18 protein-coding genes, 1 tRNA gene and 1 pseudogene are annotated in these 18,209 nt (G+C 55.5%); 15 read left to right on the forward strand and 5 right to left on the reverse strand.

Translation table 11 applies throughout. The annotated features are described in order from the left end of the window. The first annotated feature begins 4 nt into the window (after positions 1-4). From rbsK to JL015_RS15675, 3 genes are read left to right on the forward strand one after another with little or no spacing between them, the layout of a single operon-like run. Positions 5-925: a ribokinase gene (rbsK, locus tag JL015_RS15665; protein WP_201019088.1), complete on the forward strand. Its 921-nt coding sequence runs from the start codon at positions 5-7 to the stop codon at positions 923-925. Further along, positions 922-1,326: a D-ribose pyranase gene (gene rbsD, locus JL015_RS15670; RefSeq protein ID WP_201006935.1), complete on the forward strand. Its 405-nt coding sequence runs from the start codon at positions 922-924 to the stop codon at positions 1,324-1,326. The genes rbsK and rbsD overlap by 4 nt, the downstream gene beginning before the upstream one ends. Before the next feature lie 25 nt (positions 1,327-1,351). Then, positions 1,352-2,377 carry a nucleoside hydrolase gene (locus JL015_RS15675; RefSeq protein ID WP_201019089.1) on the forward strand — a complete coding sequence of 342 codons (1,026 nt, stop codon included), beginning with the start codon at positions 1,352-1,354 and terminating at the stop codon, positions 2,375-2,377. Positions 2,378-2,388: 11 nt separating this feature from the next. Here the strand turns inward: JL015_RS15675 and JL015_RS15680 are convergent, their stop codons facing one another. After that, entirely contained in the window at positions 2,389-2,583 is a 195-nt protein-coding gene (locus tag JL015_RS15680; protein WP_025260463.1) for a hypothetical protein, read from the reverse strand. 283 nt (positions 2,584-2,866) lie between these two features. Between JL015_RS15680 and JL015_RS15685 the strand changes: the two genes are divergently transcribed. Beyond that, positions 2,867-3,190 carry an I78 family peptidase inhibitor gene (locus JL015_RS15685; RefSeq protein WP_201019090.1) on the forward strand — a complete coding sequence of 108 codons (324 nt, stop codon included), beginning with the start codon at positions 2,867-2,869 and terminating at the stop codon, positions 3,188-3,190. Positions 3,191-3,257: 67 nt separating this feature from the next. Here the strand turns inward: JL015_RS15685 and JL015_RS15690 are convergent, their stop codons facing one another. Both JL015_RS15690 and JL015_RS15695 read right to left on the reverse strand, forming a co-directional pair. Next, positions 3,258-3,470, reverse strand: a complete 213-nt coding sequence (locus JL015_RS15690; protein WP_024685433.1) for a cold-shock protein — start codon at positions 3,468-3,470, stop codon at positions 3,258-3,260. 295 nt (positions 3,471-3,765) lie between these two features. Continuing rightward, on the reverse strand, positions 3,766-4,074 hold the full coding sequence (locus tag JL015_RS15695) for a hypothetical protein (protein WP_201006938.1): 309 nt from the start codon (positions 4,072-4,074) through the stop codon (positions 3,766-3,768). Positions 4,075-4,431: 357 nt separating this feature from the next. On the opposite strand from JL015_RS15695, the gene thrS reads away from it, so the two are divergent. From thrS to JL015_RS15740, 9 genes are all read left to right on the forward strand, one after another. Continuing rightward, positions 4,432-6,354: a threonine--tRNA ligase gene (gene thrS / locus JL015_RS15700; RefSeq protein ID WP_201006940.1), complete on the forward strand. Its 1,923-nt coding sequence runs from the start codon at positions 4,432-4,434 to the stop codon at positions 6,352-6,354. Next, positions 6,354-6,905 (forward strand): translation initiation factor IF-3, encoded by a 552-nt coding sequence (infC, locus tag JL015_RS15705; protein WP_170929410.1) that lies wholly within the window; start codon positions 6,354-6,356, stop codon positions 6,903-6,905. The genes thrS and infC overlap by 1 nt, the downstream gene beginning before the upstream one ends. Before the next feature lie 60 nt (positions 6,906-6,965). Next, positions 6,966-7,160 carry a 50S ribosomal protein L35 gene (rpmI, locus tag JL015_RS15710; protein WP_002553160.1) on the forward strand — a complete coding sequence of 65 codons (195 nt, stop codon included), beginning with the start codon at positions 6,966-6,968 and terminating at the stop codon, positions 7,158-7,160. Positions 7,161-7,188: 28 nt separating this feature from the next. Further along, positions 7,189-7,545 (forward strand): 50S ribosomal protein L20, encoded by a 357-nt coding sequence (gene rplT / locus JL015_RS15715; protein WP_016963673.1) that lies wholly within the window; start codon positions 7,189-7,191, stop codon positions 7,543-7,545. 103 nt (positions 7,546-7,648) lie between these two features. Beyond that, entirely contained in the window at positions 7,649-8,665 is a 1,017-nt protein-coding gene (gene pheS / locus JL015_RS15720) for a phenylalanine--tRNA ligase subunit alpha (RefSeq protein WP_024685429.1), read from the forward strand. Between the two features lie 36 nt (positions 8,666-8,701). Then, a complete protein-coding gene (gene pheT / locus JL015_RS15725; protein WP_201006943.1) occupies positions 8,702-11,080 on the forward strand; it encodes a phenylalanine--tRNA ligase subunit beta in 2,379 nt (792 codons plus the stop codon). Between the two features lie 3 nt (positions 11,081-11,083). Next, positions 11,084-11,386: an integration host factor subunit alpha gene (ihfA, locus tag JL015_RS15730; protein WP_002553164.1), complete on the forward strand. Its 303-nt coding sequence runs from the start codon at positions 11,084-11,086 to the stop codon at positions 11,384-11,386. After that, positions 11,367-11,723 carry a MerR family transcriptional regulator gene (locus JL015_RS15735; protein WP_025260457.1) on the forward strand — a complete coding sequence of 119 codons (357 nt, stop codon included), beginning with the start codon at positions 11,367-11,369 and terminating at the stop codon, positions 11,721-11,723. The genes ihfA and JL015_RS15735 overlap by 20 nt, the downstream gene beginning before the upstream one ends. A gap of 87 nt (positions 11,724-11,810) precedes the next feature. Beyond that, positions 11,811-11,887, forward strand: a tRNA-Pro gene (locus tag JL015_RS15740). Between the two features lie 256 nt (positions 11,888-12,143). Here the strand turns inward: JL015_RS15740 and JL015_RS15745 are convergent. Then, entirely contained in the window at positions 12,144-13,049 is a 906-nt protein-coding gene (locus JL015_RS15745) for a hypothetical protein (protein WP_201019091.1), read from the reverse strand. Between the two features lie 214 nt (positions 13,050-13,263). On the opposite strand from JL015_RS15745, the gene JL015_RS15750 reads away from it, so the two are divergent. Next, the gene (locus tag JL015_RS15750; protein WP_201019092.1) at positions 13,264-16,656 is read left to right on the forward strand and encodes a TM0106 family RecB-like putative nuclease; all 3,393 of its coding nucleotides are present in this window, start codon (positions 13,264-13,266) and stop codon (positions 16,654-16,656) included. Between the two features lie 25 nt (positions 16,657-16,681). Here the strand turns inward: JL015_RS15750 and JL015_RS27715 are convergent. Further along, positions 16,682-16,819: pseudogene (locus JL015_RS27715) on the reverse strand (integrase); the annotation flags it as partial. A 256-nt stretch (positions 16,820-17,075) separates the two neighbouring features. On the opposite strand from JL015_RS27715, the gene JL015_RS15755 reads away from it, so the two are divergent. Then, complete coding sequence (locus tag JL015_RS15755) at positions 17,076-18,128, forward strand: hypothetical protein (RefSeq protein ID WP_201019093.1); 1,053 nt, start codon at positions 17,076-17,078, stop codon at positions 18,126-18,128. The last annotated feature ends 81 nt before the right edge of the window (positions 18,129-18,209 follow it).

Below are 18,209 nucleotides of genomic sequence, written 5' to 3' on the forward strand. Positions count from 1 at the left end.
AGCCATGCAAGCAAAAATAGTGATAGTAGGCAGCCTGAACATGGACCTGGTGATTCGCGCCCAGCGCTTGCCGCGGCCCGGTGAGACGCTTTCGGGAAACACCTTCATGACGGTGCCCGGCGGCAAGGGGGCCAATCAGGCTGTGGCGGCTGCGCGTCTGGGTGGCAGCGTGGCGATGATCGGTTGTGTGGGCGAAGATGCCTATGGCGAGCAGTTGCGTGAGGCGTTGCTGGCTGAGGGCATCGATTGCCGGGCGGTCACTTCGGTGGCCGGGGTGTCCACCGGCATTGCGTCGATTGTGGTGGATGACAACAGTCAAAACGCGATCATTGTCGTCGCCGGAGGCAATGCTCAACTGACGCCGTCTCTGATCGGGGTGTTCGATACGCTGCTGGTTGCTGCCGACGTTGTCATCTGCCAGCTCGAAGTGCCACTGGAAACGGTCCGTCACACCTTGTCCCGAGCCCGTGAGCTGGGCAAGACCGTCATTCTCAACCCGGCACCGGCTGCCGACCCCTTGCCGCAGGAGTGGTATGGGTTGATTGATTATCTGATCCCCAATGAAAGCGAGGCGCAGGCTCTTACGGGAGTCGTGGTGGACTCGCCCGCTGCGGCGCAACAGGCGGCGACAGCGCTGCTGGCTGCCGGGGCGCGGAATGTCATCATCACGCTGGGAGAGCAGGGCAGCCTGCTGGCCAATGCCCAGGGTTTTGAACATGTGCCTGCGCTGAGAGTGAAGGCGGTTGATACGACAGCGGCAGGTGATACCTTTGTCGGTGGTTTCGCTTCGGCTCTTTCGCAAGGCAAGAGTGAGACCGAAGCGATCCGCTTTGCTCAGGTTGCGGCGGCACTGTCTGTCACCCGTGCCGGTGCGCAACCTTCGATACCGACGTTCGATGAAGTGCAGGAATTCAAAGCCTCATGAAAAAGACACCTCTTCTCAATATTGCCTTGTCCCGCGTGATTGCCTCACTGGGGCACGGCGATATCCTCATGATTGTCGATGCTGGCATGCCCGTGCCTGCGGGTGTCGAACTGATCGATCTGGCGTTGACCCATGGTGTGCCGGATTTCGCCAGTGTGCTGGATGTCGTGCTGACGGAAATGCAGGTCGAAAGCCACGTGCTGGCCAGCGAGATGGTGAACGTACAGCCACCGGGGCTGCGGGTGATCGAAGCCTTGGCGCTTGATGAGCAATTGGGCCAGCAGCGCTGGGTGAGTCATGAAGAATTGAAAGTCTTGAGCCGTAGCGCAAAGGCTATCGTGCGTAGCGGGGAATGCCAGCCGTATAGCAATGTTGCATTGGTGGCTGGTGTGGTTTTTTAAGGACAACTTGAACAGGGAGTAAACCATGCAATTATTTAAACTTTCCAGACAACTACTGTGGAGCCTATCGCTTTTGTCCATTCTCGGTATGAGTGCCGCTCAGGCGGCTGAAAAGCGCAACCTGATCATCGATACCGATCCGGGGGCCGACGATGTGGTCGCACTGCTGCTGGCGCTGGCCTCTCCGGAAGAACTGAACGTACTGGCGATTACCACGGTTGCCGGCAATGTGCGTCTGGACAAGACTTCGCGCAATGCCAGGCTTGCCCGTGAGTGGGCAGGGCGTGAAGAGGTGCCAGTCTATGCCGGTGCTCCAAAGCCTCTGGTACGTACGCCGATCTATGCCGAAAACGTGCATGGTCAGGAAGGTCTGCCGGGTGTGCCGATCCATGAGCCGGCAAAAGGCCTGGCCGAAGGTAATGCAGTCAATTACCTGATCGATACCCTGAAAAAAGCCGAGCCGCACAGCATCACCATCGCGATGCTTGGCCCGCAGACCAATCTGGCGCTGGCACTGGTACAGGCTCCCGAAATCACTCAGGGGATCAAGGAAGTCGTGGTCATGGGTGGTGCGCACTTCAATGGCGGCAATATCACGCCGACTGCCGAATTCAACCTGTTCGCCGATCCCCATGCCGCGCAGATCGTACTGGCCAGTGGCGTCAAGCTGACCTACGTGCCACTGGACGTGACCCACAAGATTCTGACCAGCGAGCAGCGTCTCCAGAAGATCGCCGCATTGGGTAATCAGGCGGGCAAGCTGGTTGGCGGAATTCTCGATGAATACGTCAAGCTGGATATGGAACATTACGGACTGCCTGGCGGGCCTGTCCATGATGCCAGCGTGATTGCCTGGTTGCTCCAGCCTGAGCTGTTTTCAGGTCGGCAGATCAACCTTGCCATCGATAGTCGTGACGGCATCGGTTTTGGTCAGACCGTCGCAGACTGGTACGGCACGCTGAAGCAGCCGCAGAATGTGTTCTGGGTCGAGAATGGTGACGCTCAGGGCTTTTTCGACCTGTTGACCAGCCGGCTGGCGCGCTTGAAATGAGTCGTCGCGTGTCAGGCGGGCAGTTCGGCTGGCGAGTATCTGCTTAGCACCTGACTGAGAAAGGTTCGGGCACCCTCGGTGCCCAGTTCCTTGACCAGCAGGTCGACGGCAATGATCGTAAGCTCTTCGGCAGTGCCGGGGCTGTGCGAGCAATGTCCCTGAGGCCATTTGGCCTTGATGTCCGCATCGATGGATATGATTGTCATGTCTGTCTCGTCTTGTGTGAAAGCAACGCATCGTCCTGAGCGTTGCCCAATGCCTGAGCGTCGCCTGTAGTAGATCATTACAGGTCCATGGTGACACTTCTACTTAGGCATCATCCCGGTTTATTAATAGCCTATGCGAATAAACGTTTTGTGACGATTTTTGGTTGCGCATGCACTGCCCCTCTGGGGCAGACTTTTGCAGCGTGTGAGCTTGTGCCTGCAACCAATGCGCCCGGGTGCGGTCGCACAAGGTCTGATCATGTTCATTGGAAGAGGAGGGTGTATGCCCCGGAAATTTGCAGCATCAGGTTTTTTCGTTTTAACGGCGTTGTTGGCAGGGTGCAGTGCCACATCAGGGTCAGCCCCCGAAACCGCTCAGGCTCCAGCGTCTCATGCCGGACATGGTCGCTGCGATGCTGCGCAGGCTCAGTCCGTGCTGGGGCAGCAGGCGTCAGCCGCATTGCTGGCTCAGGTGCGCACTCAGTCCGGGTCGAATGAAGCGCGTGTTCTCAGCCCTAACGATATGGTCACGCTGGAGTATCGATCCGATCGCGTGAATATCAACACAGATGCCAGCGGTAAGGTGACTCGCGTCAACTGCGGTTGATGACTGCATTTTCCCTTTTCGATAAAAAAACCCGTCGATGAGACGGGTTTTTTTCAAGTCAGGTGGATCAGACCACAGTGACTTCTTCTGCTTGCATGCCTTTCTGGCCTTTAGCAGCAACGAAAGAAACGGTCTGGCCTTCTTTCAGGCTTTTGAAACCGTCGCTCTGGATTGCTTTGAAGTGGACGAACAGATCGTCACCGCCACCTTGTGGAGTGATAAAGCCGAAGCCTTTTTCATCGTTGAACCATTTTACGGTGCCGGTTTGGCGATTAGACATGGTGTATCTCCAAGAACATAATTTTTCAGTAGAACGTGCTGCTCAGGCCAACTGGGCACACCGAGCCATAATAGTCGAAATGTAAGAAAAGAGAGTCATTTAGGTAGGAACTTTGAATCAAAGTCGAGAAGATGCAGGGCGTCATATTACCGTTGTGTGAATTCGGTGTGACAGTTTGCGAAGATCGAGGGTCGATTCTGTTACGCCGAAAGCCACGTTTTACGCGGCTTTCGGGCATATTTTCCGGGAGCTTCAACAGCCATTGCTGGTGAGTTGCTTCAGGTGTCGCGGGAAATTATTTTTTTGCCGCGCTGCAGTTTTCGGCGACCAGTTTTTGCAGTTTCGAGGCCAGGGCCGGGTTTTGAGCGGCGTCGGTGCTGAGGCTGGCGATTTCCTTGTCCGAGAAATGGCTGTCGACCTGCTTGGCGCCGCAATCGCAATGGGCCTTGGCTGTCTTGTCGTCCAGCTTGTGCTGTTTCGCGGCGTTGACACATTCTTGAGTGAAGGCTGAGCGAGTCGCGCTGTCCATCGCCGCTTGAGCGGTCAGCGGTCCGGCCAGGGCGGCACAGGCAAGCAGGGCAGGCATAAGGTGTAAGCGCTTCATGGTGTTCTCCTTTACTGGAAGAGTCATACAGGAACTCGACTTATTCAGACGGTCTTGAAGGGCTCCAGTTCAGGCAATATGCAAAAACGCTCTATTTCCATACTCATCGGGCAGGTTGTGCGTGTGAATCGATGCAGCTGTGCTAGGATGCGCGTCCTGTAGATTTCCGGCCCCGTGACTGAATGGTTATCGGTGTGGCACATACAGGTTTTTTCGCACAATCCAGTCATCTGGTTCGGTTCAAGGTTGGCCTGAAGGCTCCTGCCACTGTGAGGCAGGCATACCACCGAATCACGTACTGGCTCATCCCAACCCACGTGACCTTTGGTAGGGGTCACCACTAGGAGAGGAGGCGCCATGCCCACTATTACTCTTCCCGACGGCAGTCAACGTTCCTTCGATCATCCGGTTTCCGTAGCCGATGTCGCGCTTTCCATTGGTGCAGGTCTGGCCAAGGCCACCGTAGCCGGTAAAGTCGACGGCAAGCTGGTCGATGCCAGCGATCTCATCGAAGGCGATGCCAGCCTGCAGATCATCACCCCCAAGGATCAGGAAGGACTGGAAATCATCCGTCACTCCTGCGCTCACCTGGTAGGCCATGCCGTCAAGCAGTTGTATCCGACGGCGAAGATGGTTATCGGTCCGGTGATCGATGATGGCTTCTATTACGATATTGCCTACGAGCGCCCGTTTACGCCAGATGACATGGCGGCCATTGAACAGCGCATGCAGCAACTGATCGAAAAGGACTACGACGTCATCAAGAAGGTGACGCCGCGCGCGCAAGTGATCGAAGTGTTCACTGCCCGCAACGAAGACTACAAGCTGCGCCTGGTCGAGGACATGCCCGATCAGCAGACCATGGGCTTGTACTACCACGAAGAATACGTCGACATGTGCCGCGGTCCGCACGTGCCGAACACCCGTTTCCTCAAGTCTTTCAAGCTGACCAAGCTGTCCGGTGCCTACTGGCGCGGCGATGCCAAGAACGAGCAGTTGCAGCGCGTCTACGGCACGGCCTGGGCGGACAAGAAACAACTGGCTGCTTATATCCAGCGCATCGAAGAAGCCGAAAAGCGTGACCATCGCAAGATCGGCAAGCGCCTCGGGTTGTTCCATACCCAGGAAGAAGCGCCGGGCATGGTGTTCTGGCATCCGCAGGGCTGGACCCTGTATCAGGTGCTTGAGCAGTACATGCGCAAAGTGCAGCGCGAGAACGGCTATCTGGAGATCAAGACTCCACAGGTGGTTGATCGCTCGCTCTGGGAGAAATCCGGGCACTGGGCCAACTACGCCGACAACATGTTCACCACTGAGTCCGAGAGCCGCGACTACGCGATCAAACCGATGAACTGCCCATGCCACGTGCAGGTGTTCAATCAGGGCCTGAAGAGCTACCGCGAGTTGCCATTGCGTCTGGCCGAGTTCGGTGCCTGCCACCGTAACGAGCCGTCGGGTGCGCTGCACGGCATCATGCGCGTGCGTGGCTTCACTCAGGACGATGCACACATTTTCTGCACTGAAGAGCAGATGCAGTCCGAGTCGGCCGCTTTCATCAAGCTGACCCTGGATGTGTATGCCGATTTCGGCTTCAAGGACATCGAGCTCAAGCTGTCGACCCGTCCTGAAAAGCGTGTCGGTTCCGACGAATTGTGGGATCGCGCCGAATCGGCACTGGCTTCTGCGCTGGACAGCGCTGGCCTGCCATACGATCTGCAGCCGGGCGAGGGCGCATTCTATGGTCCGAAAATCGAGTTTTCCCTGAAGGATTGCCTCGGTCGCGTCTGGCAGTGTGGTACCCTGCAGCTCGATTTCAACCTGCCTATCCGTCTGAGCGCCGAGTACGTCTCGGAAGACAACGGTCGCAAGCATCCGGTCATGTTGCACCGTGCCATCCTCGGGTCCTTCGAGCGTTTCATCGGTATTCTGATCGAACATTACGAAGGTGCATTCCCGGCCTGGCTTGCTCCGACGCAGGCAGTGATCATGAATATCACTGATAAACAGGCAGATTTTGCTCTCGAAGTCGAAAAAACTCTGGCTCAAAGCGGATTTCGTGCCAAGTCTGACTTGAGAAATGAAAAGATCGGCTTTAAAATCCGCGAGCATACTTTGCTCAAGGTCCCTTATCTCCTCGTAATCGGAGATCGGGAAGTTGAAACGCAAACTGTCGCTGTGCGTACACGCGAAGGCGCTGACCTCGGTTCAATGCCGGTCGCCCAATTCGCTGAATTCCTCGCACAAGCGGTTTCCCGGCGTGGTCGCCAAGATTCGGAGTAATTATTATTAAGCGTGAAATGAGACAAGATAAACGAGCTGCACCCAAGGCCCCGATCAATGAGAATATCTCGGCCCGCGAGGTTCGGTTAATTGGCGCTGACGGCGAGCAGATTGGCATCGTCTCGATTGATGAAGCGCTTCGTATAGCCGAAGAGGCGAAGCTGGATCTGGTAGAGATTTCTGCCGACGCAGTACCTCCGGTCTGCCGTGTCATGGACTACGGCAAATCGATCTTCGAGAAGAAGAAGCAGATTGCTGCGGCGAAGAAAAACCAGAAGCAGATCCAGGTTAAAGAAATCAAGTTTCGTCCAGGGACGGAGGAAGGGGATTACCAGGTAAAACTACGCAACCTGGTACGTTTCCTGAGTGACGGGGACAGGGCCAAGGTATCGTTGAGATTCCGCGGTCGTGAGATGGCCCACCAGGAGCTGGGTATGGAATTGTTGAAGCGGGTTGAAGCTGACCTGCTCGAATACGGTTCCGTCGAACAGCATCCTAAGATGGAAGGACGCCAGCTGATCATGGTCATCGCCCCGAAAAAGAAGAAATAACCACCAGGGCACGGCAGGCCTTGCGGTTATGTTTATCAACTGAATGCGGAGTATCCGAACATGCCAAAGATGAAGACTAAAAGTGGTGCAGCTAAGCGGTTTTTGAAAACTGCTAACGGCATCAAGCACAAACACGCTTTCAAGAGCCACATCCTGACCAAAATGTCGACCAAGCGTAAGCGTCAACTGCGCGGTAGCAGCTTGCTGCATCCGTCTGACGTGGCAAAAGTCGAGCGCATGCTGCGCCTTCGTTAATTTTGATCAAGAATAGAGGAAGTAACTCATGGCTCGTGTAAAGCGTGGCGTCATTGCCCGTAAGCGTCACAAAAAAATTCTGAAACTTGCTAAAGGCTACTACGGCGCGCGTTCGCGCGTATTCCGTGTTGCCAAGCAAGCGGTAATCAAGGCAGGCCAATACGCCTACCGTGACCGTCGTCAGAAAAAACGTCAGTTCCGCGCTCTGTGGATCGCTCGTATCAATGCTGGTGCTCGTACCAACGGTCTGTCTTACAGCCGTTTGATCGCCGGTCTGAAAAAGGCGTCCATCGAGATCGACCGTAAGGTTCTGGCTGATCTGGCAGTGAACGAAAAAGCGGCGTTTGCTGCGATTGTCGAGAAAGCTAAAGCCACTTTGGCCTAAGTCCCCGACAATCACCGGTTCCGGGTTCCGGAATCGGTTTTGAACGTCATAAATAGGGGAAGAGCCTTTGGCTCTTCCCCTATTTCGTATCTGGAGTCTGTACATGGAAAACCTGGACGCGCTGGTCTCGCAAGCTCTTGAGGCTGTGCAAAGCGCCGAAGATATCAATGCCCTGGAGCAAATCCGGGTTCACTACCTCGGCAAGAAAGGCGAGTTGACTCAGGTGATGAAGACCCTGGGGAACCTGCCTGCTGAAGAGCGTCCGCAAGTCGGCGCGCTGATCAACGTTGCCAAGGAGCGTGTCACAGAGGTTCTCAATGCCCGCAAGGCGTCGTTTGAGCAGGCAGAACTGACTGCCAGGCTCGCGGCCGAGTGCATTGACGTGACCTTGCCGGGACGCGGTCAGACCTCTGGTGGTCTGCACCCGATCACCCGAACTCTGGAACGTATCGAACAATTCTTCACCCACATCGGTTACGGCATTGCCGAAGGCCCTGAGGTCGAAGACGATTACCATAACTTCGAGGCGCTCAACATCCCTGGCCACCACCCGGCGCGGGCGATGCATGACACCTTCTATTTCAATGCGAACATGCTGCTTCGTACCCACACCTCGCCGGTGCAGGTGCGGACCATGGAGTCGCAACAGCCGCCGATCCGTATCGTATGTCCGGGTCGTGTATACCGCTGTGACTCGGATATCACCCACTCGCCGATGTTCCACCAGATCGAAGGCCTGCTGGTCGACCGCGACATCAATTTCGCGGACCTCAAGGGCACCATCGAAGAGTTCCTGCGAGTGTTCTTCGAGAAGGAACTGGCCGTGCGTTTCCGGCCTTCGTTCTTCCCGTTCACCGAGCCTTCCGCTGAAGTCGACATGGAATGCGTGATGTGCAGCGGCAAGGGCTGCCGCGTCTGCAAGCAGACCGGCTGGCTGGAAGTCATGGGTTGCGGAATGGTCCACCCGAACGTGCTGCGCATGTCCGGCATCGACCCTGAAGAGTTCCAGGGCTTTGCTTTCGGCATGGGTGTCGAGCGTCTGGCAATGCTGCGTTACGGCGTCAATGATTTGCGCCTGTTCTTCGACAACGACCTGCGGTTCCTGGCGCAATTTCGCTAGAACGCATGCCCGTAACGAATCTATTAGGAGAGCAGGATGAAATTCAGTGAACAATGGTTGCGTGGCTGGGTAAGCCCGCAAGTTTCCCGTGACGAGCTGGTTGCTCGTCTGTCGATGGCCGGTCTTGAGGTTGACAGCGTCACGCTGGCCGCCGGCATCTTCACGGGTGTAGTCGTAGGCGAAGTCCTGAGCACCGAGCAACACCCTGATGCTGACAAGCTGCGCGTTTGTCAGGTCAGCAACGGTACCGAGACTCTGCAAGTTGTATGTGGCGCGCCAAACGTGCGTCCGGGTCTGAAGATTCCTTTCGCAATGATCGGCGCCGAGCTTCCGGGCGACTTCAAGATCAAGAAAGCCAAGCTGCGTGGCGTCGAGTCCAACGGCATGCTGTGCTCCGCTGCCGAGCTGCAACTGGGCGAGGGCAACGATGGCCTGATGGAGCTGGCTGCCGATGCGCCTGTGGGTCAGGACATTCGTGTTTACCTGGAGCTGGACGATGCCAGCATCGAAGTCGACCTGACGCCGAACCGTGGCGATTGCCTGTCGGTTGCCGGTCTGGCTCGTGAAGTCGGCGCGCTCTATGCCGCCGAGGTCACTCGTCCGCAAGTAGCGCCTGTTGCTGCCGTGCATGACGAAGTCCGTCCTGTCGAATTGCTGGCACCTGCTGCCTGCCCACGCTACCTGGGTCGAGTGATCCGTAACGTCGATCTGTCGCGTCCTACACCGCTGTGGATGGTGGAGCGCCTGCGTCGTTCGGACGTGCGCAGCATCGATGCAGCCGTGGATATCACCAACTACGTCATGCTGGAGCTGGGTCAGCCGCTGCATGCATTCGATCTGGCCGAAATCAATGGCGGGATTCGCGTGCGCATGGCCGAGGAGGGCGAGAAGCTTGTCCTGCTCGATGGTCAGGAAGTCAGCCTGCGTGCCGACACCCTGGTCATTGCCGACCACCAGCGCGCTCTGGCTATCGCTGGCATCATGGGTGGCGAGCACAGTGGCGTGACCACCAAGACCCGGGATATTTTCCTGGAAAGCGCTTTCTTCGACACCATCTCGGTGGCTGGCAAGGCCCGTTCCTACGGCCTGCACACCGATGCCTCGCACCGTTACGAGCGTGGCGTGGACTGGCAGCTTGCCCGTGAAGCCATGGAGCGTGCCACTGGCCTGCTGCTGGAAATCACTGGTGGCGAAGCCGGCCCGATCATTGAGGCGGTCAGCGAACAGCACCTGCCTTCGATTGCTTCGGTTACCCTGCGTGCAAGCCGCGTCGAGCAAATGCTCGGTCTGGTCATTGAAAACGCCGAAATCGAACGCCTTCTGACGGCTCTGGGCTTGAAGCTGAGCAACGAGGCTGCTGGCCAGTGGCGCGTTGAAGTACCAAGTCATCGCTTCGACATCAGTCTGGAAGTCGACCTGATCGAAGAGCTGGCGCGTCTGTACGGTTACAACCATCTGCCTGTTCGCTACCCGCAAGCCCGTCTGGCACCTCAGGCCAAGGCCGAAGCGCGTGGTGACCTGCCAGAGCTGCGTCGCCTGCTGGTTGCTCGCGGTTATCAGGAAGCCATCACTTACAGCTTCATCGATCCGAAGGCTTTCGAGCTGTTCAATCCGGGCGTCGAGCCGCTGTTGCTGGCCAACCCGATCTCCAACGACATGGCTGCCATGCGTTCTTCCCTGTGGCCGGGCCTGGTCAAGGCTCTGCAACATAACCTCAACCGTCAGCAGGACCGGGTTCGCATGTTCGAAAGCGGGCTGCGTTTCGTCGGCCAGCTTGATGGTCTCAAGCAAGAGCCGATGCTGGCTGGTGTGGTCTGCGGCAGCCGTCTGCCTGAAGGCTGGGCACAAGGCCGTGATGCCGTCGACTTCTTCGACGTGAAAGCGGACGTGGAAGCAGTGCTTGGTTTTGCCGGCGCATTGGGTGAGTTCACCTTCTCTGCGGGTCAGCACCCAGCCTTGCATCCTGGCCAGACCGCTCGCATCGAGCGCGATGGTCGTGAAGTCGGTTTCCTGGGCGCCATTCATCCGGAACTGGCAAAAACGCTGGGTCTTGATCGCCCGGTGTTCGTGTTCGAGCTGGTTCTGGGCGAAGTTTCCACAGGCCGTCTGCCGAAATTCCACGAGCTTTCCCGCTTCCCGGAAGTGCGTCGCGACCTGGCTCTGCTGGCTGATCGGGACGTCAATGCAAGTGCAGTTCTTGACGTTATTCGTGAAAATGCAGGCGAATGGCTCACGGACCTCAGGCTATTTGACGTTTATCAGGGTAAAGGCATTGATCCGCATAGAAAAAGCCTTGCAGTTGGCTTGACCTGGCAGCATCCATCGCGCACTCTTAATGACGATGAGGTAAACGCAACGACACTTGCTATCCTCAATTCACTTGAGGAACGGTTAAACGTCACGTTAAGGAAGTAGCGTATGGGGGCTCTGACGAAAGCTGAGATGGCCGAACGTCTGTACGAAGAGCTGGGCCTGAATAAACGAGAAGCCAAGGAATTGGTTGAGCTGTTCTTTGAGGAAATCAGGCACGCTCTGGAAGACAACGAACAGGTGAAATTGTCCGGATTCGGCAATTTCGACCTGCGAGACAAACGCCAGCGGCCTGGTAGAAATCCAAAGACCGGCGAGGAGATTCCGATCACTGCTCGCCGTGTGGTCACCTTTCGTCCAGGGCAGAAGTTGAAGGCCCGAGTTGAGGCTTATGCTGGAACCAAGTCATAACGACGAGCTACCGCCTATCCCAGGCAAACGCTACTTCACCATTGGTGAAGTCAGCGAGCTCTGCGCGGTCAAACCGCACGTTCTGCGCTATTGGGAGCAGGAGTTTCCTCAACTCAACCCCGTCAAGCGACGCGGGAACCGTCGGTATTATCAGCGACTGGACGTGCTGATGATCCGTCAGATCCGCGCCTTGCTCTACGACCAGGGCTTCACCATTGGTGGAGCCCGGTTGCGTCTTTCCAGTGGCGAAGCGAAGGACGATACCCAACCCAACAAGCAGATGATCCGGCAGATGATTGCCGAGCTGGAAGATGTACTGGTCATTCTCCGTGCATGATGAATGAGCAAGATACTTCCATAATTCAAAAGCTTAGGGTATATTCCTCACCGCTTTAGCAAGTTGCGAAACAGTTTCACGCCTAGTCGGGGCGTAGCGCAGTCCGGTAGCGCACTAGCATGGGGTGCTAGGGGTCGAGTGTTCGAATCACTCCGTCCCGACCATATAATTCAAGGGGTTGCGAGATTTTATCTCGCGACCCTTTTTTATTTTTTGTCGTTTTTACCCCCACAAAACCACTGGCTCTGGGTGGAATTCTCGCGGCTTCCGCGTGGGCGGACGCAGTCTTTGGCGCTCACGCGTGGTCTCTTTACCAATGTTGTTTGGTCTTTCTCTTCAGGTCCTGATGTTTTTGAGTGTTTTAGACTATTTTCTTGCTTATTGAGAACTACATACAGGTCAACCAGCAGCTTGTTTATCTCAGGTCGCTCGGGTCATCCTGCGTACTCGGTAGTTAGGCTTGGGCGGCACCGGGATCGTATAGCCGTCGGGGACTAAACTGCGTAGGTCGTAGCCCATCATGAACAATCCAGCTTCAAAGGCGTGGCAGCGGTCTACCAGGTGAGGCTGCTTGGCGAATAGTTCGGACCCTTCTAGCACCGCGCGAATGATCCAACCTAATTGGAGCTGGCGCCGTGCCCAAAGGTGGCGACTGGTGGTGGAGAGTCGCGGTGTACCGTTGTAGCCAAGCTTTAAGTCTTGTGGGTTTCGAATCTGGTCGCCAATCCCTGGCCCCCAGGCGAAGTCCAGTGCCTGCGACGCAGTGGTGCCGGTGCCTTGGCGGTACAGGTGGTAGAGCAGCGCGATGGCGGCACCGACCCGGCCGTCATAGATGGGAGAGCCTGTGGTGTCAAGCAGGGCATGGATCTTAGTCATGCCCGAGTCGAATCTTAGGATCTTCTGCTTGGTGAGGTGGTTGAGCTGCTGCTTGCGGTCTAGCGCGAGAAGCGCCTGGCACTGCTTTAGGTAATTCACCAAGTTCTTATCGTGCATTTGCTCCTTGAGGAATCCGACGGCGCCATCGACATTTCCCCACGCTAGGATCGCTTCGCAGGCTCCATGCGTGGCGAACTCATCGCGGGCGCGAACCGCCAGGCGCAAGCGAATACGCAGCCGGCGCAGCTCCGCCTTAACCGTCTCCCAGTTCCCGCCCCACTGGTATTCCGCCTGAACCGCTTCGATACCTTGAACCTTGCAGTCGATCGCTTTGCGCACAAACCTGCTGCGCGCGACCTTCAGATGCACTGGCAGAGTGGGGAGGTTTTCGATTAGCCACTCGATAAGGCCGAGCACGTCCGGTTGCTCGAGAAACTGCTTGCGATTCATTCCATGGTTCCTAGTCGCGTCGTGATGAGGATGAAGCTCTAAGGTAGAGCTCGACGGGGTATGTTTGAGTGCCTGTTTTTCGATCCACAGTGGATCTTTCACTATTGACTACACTCGACGAGCGGGCATTCGCTTTGGCTAATCCTAAAAGTCACTAGAGCTGGCATTTGGACGACAGAGCATCTGAATGGACTTTTGATGAGGTCGGAATCAAATGCAAAGGCTAGGCGATTCGATTTTTCTTAGTGCTTCTGACTTGGTTGGACATCTTAACTGCCGGCACTTAACGAGCCTTGACTTAGCGGTGGCGAATGGCGAGCTAGAACGCCCCGCTATCTGGGACCCATTGCTGCAGATTCTTTGGGAGCGTGGCGCGCGACATGAACAAGGCTTTGTCGAGCACCTACGATCCCAAGGTCTATCCGTCACAATCATTGACGGTGTCGGAGTTGATGACGAATCGGTCGAGCGCACAAGGAGCGCCATGGTCGCTGGGGACGAGATCATAGTACAAGGCGCGTTTCGCGCGAATGGTTGGGTGGGTCGCACGGATGTCCTCAGGCGAATAGAGGTCGAGAGCGATCTCGGAGCATGGTCTTATGAGGTGATCGATACCAAGCTCGCTCGTGAGACCAAAGGTGGAACTGTCTTGCAGCTTTGCTTGTATGCGGATCTAGTCGGCACCATCCAAGGGGGTTGCCCGACGCATAGCTATGTAGTTGCCCCATGGTCTGGGTATGAGCCACAGATGTATCGAATGGACGATTACGCAGCGTACTTCCGACGAGTCAAAAGCAGCCTTGTAGCTGCTATCGAGCACGCGGGGGAGGTGATCTATCCTGAACCGAAGGAGCATTGCGACATCTGTCGTTGGCAGAGTCGTTGCGACCGGAAACGTCGAGAGGATGACCATCTCTCGCTTGTGGCCGGGATCACCAAAGTCCATATCGATGAGTTAAGACGGCACGGCATAGAAACCATGACGGATCTAGCAGCAATGCCGGTTCCGCTTGCATGGAGACCCTCGCGCGGGGCAGTACATTCGTACGAGCGGGTACGAGAGCAGGCGCGCATTCAGATCGAGGGACGCGAAGCTGGGAGCGTGCTTCACGAACTTTTACCTGTGACGGAAGGATTCGGTTTAGCGAGCCTACCCGAACCCTCAGTCGGGGATATCTTCTTCGATCTGGAGGGCGATCCATTTGCTGGGGAAGGCGGCCTTGAGTACTTGTTTGGTTATACTTTTATTGATGGTAGCAATGGCATCGCTTACACAGCTGACTGGGCGCTATCTCGTGAGGAGGAAAAACTGAATTTCGAGCGTTTCATCGATTTCGTCGTCGCTCGACAGGAGCAATACCCGGATCTGCACATTTACCATTTCGCACCCTATGAGCCGGCTGCTCTAAAACGGTTGATGGGGCGGCATGCAAGTCGTGAAGAGGAGATTGATGCTCTTCTGCGCTCCAAACGCTTTGTTGACCTTTACAGCGTGATACGAAATGGTCTGCGAGCGAGCGTGGAAAGTTACTCGATCAAAAAGCTTGAGCCCTTATACGATTTCATCCGAGATACAGATCTTTCAGAAGCAAACATGGCGCTTGCTAAGGTTCAAGCATGTCTTGAGCTGGGAGATTTAGCATTCATCAATGATGCTGATCGTTATGTTGTGACTGGATACAACCGAGATGACTGCGTATCTACATGGCGCCTTCGGGACTGGTTAGAAATACGGCGCACCAACTTGATCAATGTTGGCAATATCATTCCTCGACCGGAAGTACCTGAGAGCGTGCCAAGCGAGGCACTTGGTGAATGGCAAGAGAAGATCAATGGGCTTATCGAACGGTTGACGGACGGGGTTCCTACTGATGCGGCGGAGCGCACGGCCGAGGAGCATGCTCGATGGATTCTCGCGCATTCGCTCGACTGGCACCGGCGAGAACAGAAGGCGCTTTGGTGGGAGTATTTCCGCCTTTCCGACCTTATGGCAGAAGATTTGCTCGACGAGCGAGCTGGACTTTCAGGTCTAACATTTGTGGGCGTGAATGGGGGAACAGCTAAGGCACCCATTCATCGCTACAGCTTCCCTCCTCAAGAAACGGAGATGCGCGGCAGTGAAGATTTGCACACTTTAGGAGGCAGGAAACTAGGCAGCGTCGACGCAATTTCTCTGGATGAACGTTGGGTCGATATTAAGAAACGAGGGGACAGTGCAAATATTCATCCTGAGGCAGTTTTTTCCCACACAGTTATTAATACTACTGTCCTTGCGAATGCGCTTGTTCGCATCGGCGAACATGTCGTTGCTCATGGAATGGAGGGGGACGGACCCTTTCAGGCCGCTCGTGATCTTCTGATGCGTCTGCCCCCTCGGATAGGCAATCAACCGATCCAGCATGATGGTGAGCCTGCCCTAGATGCCGCACTCCGTGTTGCGGCACATATCGAAAGTGGACTGCTTCCAATCCAAGGGCCGCCAGGTGCCGGCAAGACGCACACAGGCTCACGCATGATCTGTTCTCTCGTACAAACCGGGAAGACTGTTGGAGTAACTGCCAATAGTCACAAGGTCATCCGCAACCTTCTCGATGGAGTTGTGAAGGCTTCTGAAGAAATGGGAATTGATGTTTGCTGCTTTCAAAAACCTTCGGAGATGGAACCAGATCAGCAGCGATTGCGATTTGTAAAAAGTAATGCTGATTTGCTAAACGCCATCGGCAGCAGAGCAAATGTGGCAGGAGGGACTGCTTGGCTGTGGGCGTTGCCTGATGCAGCGCACTCCGTAGATGTGCTGTTTATTGATGAAGCGGCGCAAATGGCGCTTGCGAATGTAATTGCGGTATCACAAGCGGCGAATAGCGTTGTGTTGCTAGGCGATCCGCAACAACTCGATCAGCCGATGCAGGGTAGTCATCCAGAAGGCACTGATGTTTCAGCTCTGCATCATATTCTTGGTGAAGAGCAGACGATTGCGTCTGACCGAGGACTTTTTCTTGCGGAGACATGGCGTCTTCATCCGGACATCTGCTCCTATACGTCCGAACTATTCTACGAGGGGCGTCTTCATCCTCGCCCAGGATTGGAGGCTCAAGCAATTCGCTCACCCGGACGCCTCAATGGTTCGGGCCTCCGCTATGTGGCAGTCGTTTCTGAAGGCAATCAGAGTTCATCGCCGGAAGAGGCTGATTGCGTTCGAACGCTCGTGGAGGAAGTCCTTGCGTCAGGCACTACCTGGATCGACAGGCATGGTGTTGAGCGACTGATATTGCTTCAAGATATATTAATCATTGCTCCCTATAATGCGCAGGTGTTCGAGTTGCAGGACCGCATTTCGGGCGCTCGGATCGGAACTGTCGACAAATTCCAAGGACAGGAAGCGCCGATCGTCATTTACTCGATGACAACATCAAGCTACGTCGATGCACCGCGTGGAATGGAGTTTCTCTACAGCCTAAACCGACTGAATGTCGCTACATCACGTGCAAAATGTGTTTGTGTACTCGTTGCGTCACCTACTTTGTTTGAGGCTCAATGCCGAACACCCCGCCAGATGCAACTTGCCAATGCTTTCTGCCGTTACGATGAACTTGCGACGAAAATATAGAAAAAGGAGTTAGTAATCCTGACGTCCGCTGCGTTTTCTGCCGCATCACCATGGCTCGTGATGATACGTACTCGCCAGGAGCGACATCGCGCGCACGGACCTTGGGCTTCATTAAGTCGCAGGCTCGAAGCTTGCTATCAATGGCCAGATCGAAGAGAGCCAGATCTCTGCGTCGATGCCTGCCCCTGCGGTCCAGGACCAGGCGGCGAAATCAGACTTCGTCATGAGCGTTTATCCGAAAGGCGCCAGTGGGGCAGTATCCCCGCCGGTGCAGGGCGGATGAATACGCCGGCCGGAATACAGTTGTGAGACGCAATCATCAATCAGCGGATGCGTTTGAACGATGCCATGCAAGGGTAGCCTGTCACCTATAAGATTTAGGGCTTCAAAAACTATAATGCGATGAGGTTCGTGTTCCAATGCAGCAACTTAATATCGCTGTGCCTTATGGCGAACGATGCGTGCTCACACCAAGTGGTTACGCAGTGGTGTGGCCGTTTCTGAATGCAAAGAAAGGCGATGGCCCCTATGAGCTATTTCTGGACACCAATGCCCTGAGTAAAGTGGATTGGGCGCGCCAGCTGCCACAGCACGTCCGGCACCAGTCCATTCTGAATCCGTTGCCGGCGCTGATGGAACAGTGGTTTTCCAATCCAGAGTTTCGCGCTGACCCGATTACCCGAATAGACGCGATGACCCAAACCTTGTGCGATTTGGGCTTTAACTTTCGAGCGAATTTCGCCGAGCAACAAGTGGCCCTTTTACGCAGGAATGAAGCGGCACTGAAGACGCAGTTCAGCCTCATTTTTCCCTATGTGGTGATCATGAAATCATTGCTGTCGAGGAAGACGCCGGTGGAGACAGCGCTGGCTGAGCTTGATCGAATTGGCCAGGCTGATATTCCGCGCTTCACTTCCAGCCTTATGTTGACTGCCTTAGGGGTTGTGCTGAAAAGTAAGCAGGCGCTCAAACTCGACGGGGATACGAAGCCTGCCTACTCGTATCTGGATTCCTTCCTGGCTTTCCAGTCGGGACAAAAGGTTGAGGGCAGCCACATCACAGTGCCGTACCTGCGTAACCGGGCGGGGGATTTGAACCTATGGTTGATACTGCCGACGCTACGCCAGCAGGGTTATTCATTTATTGGCACACCTGCGGTAGTCACGGGCGATAAAGCACTGCACCGATTGATCCTGCGGGTACTGCCACCACAGCTGCACGTCAGTCAGAAAACATGCTTTTCCATCTTTCCTGAGGGATTGGATGAGGCCCAATACACGAAAATTCTCCAGACTGTACAAACCGTTGGGATCAGAGACGAGATGACCATGGAGCAGCGCCGGCAGCGGGTGGCGGCGTTGTTCGAGTTGTCCAAGGATTTTTGTGCCAACGCTGAAGAGCGTGCGGCCGTAGACGAAAGTTGGCAGGAATGGTGCCTGCCGGGGCTTGGGTTGGACATCCGATTGGACTGAACTGCCAGCGCCGGTCCTGATTGCTCAGGACCGGAATTAGTTTGATGAACTACGCGCCGGCCAATATCACGGCAGTGCCAC

It is taken from the genome of Pseudomonas cichorii, assembly GCF_015471405.1.
Taxonomy (GTDB): Bacteria; Pseudomonadota; Gammaproteobacteria; order Pseudomonadales; family Pseudomonadaceae; genus Aquipseudomonas; species Aquipseudomonas serbiensis.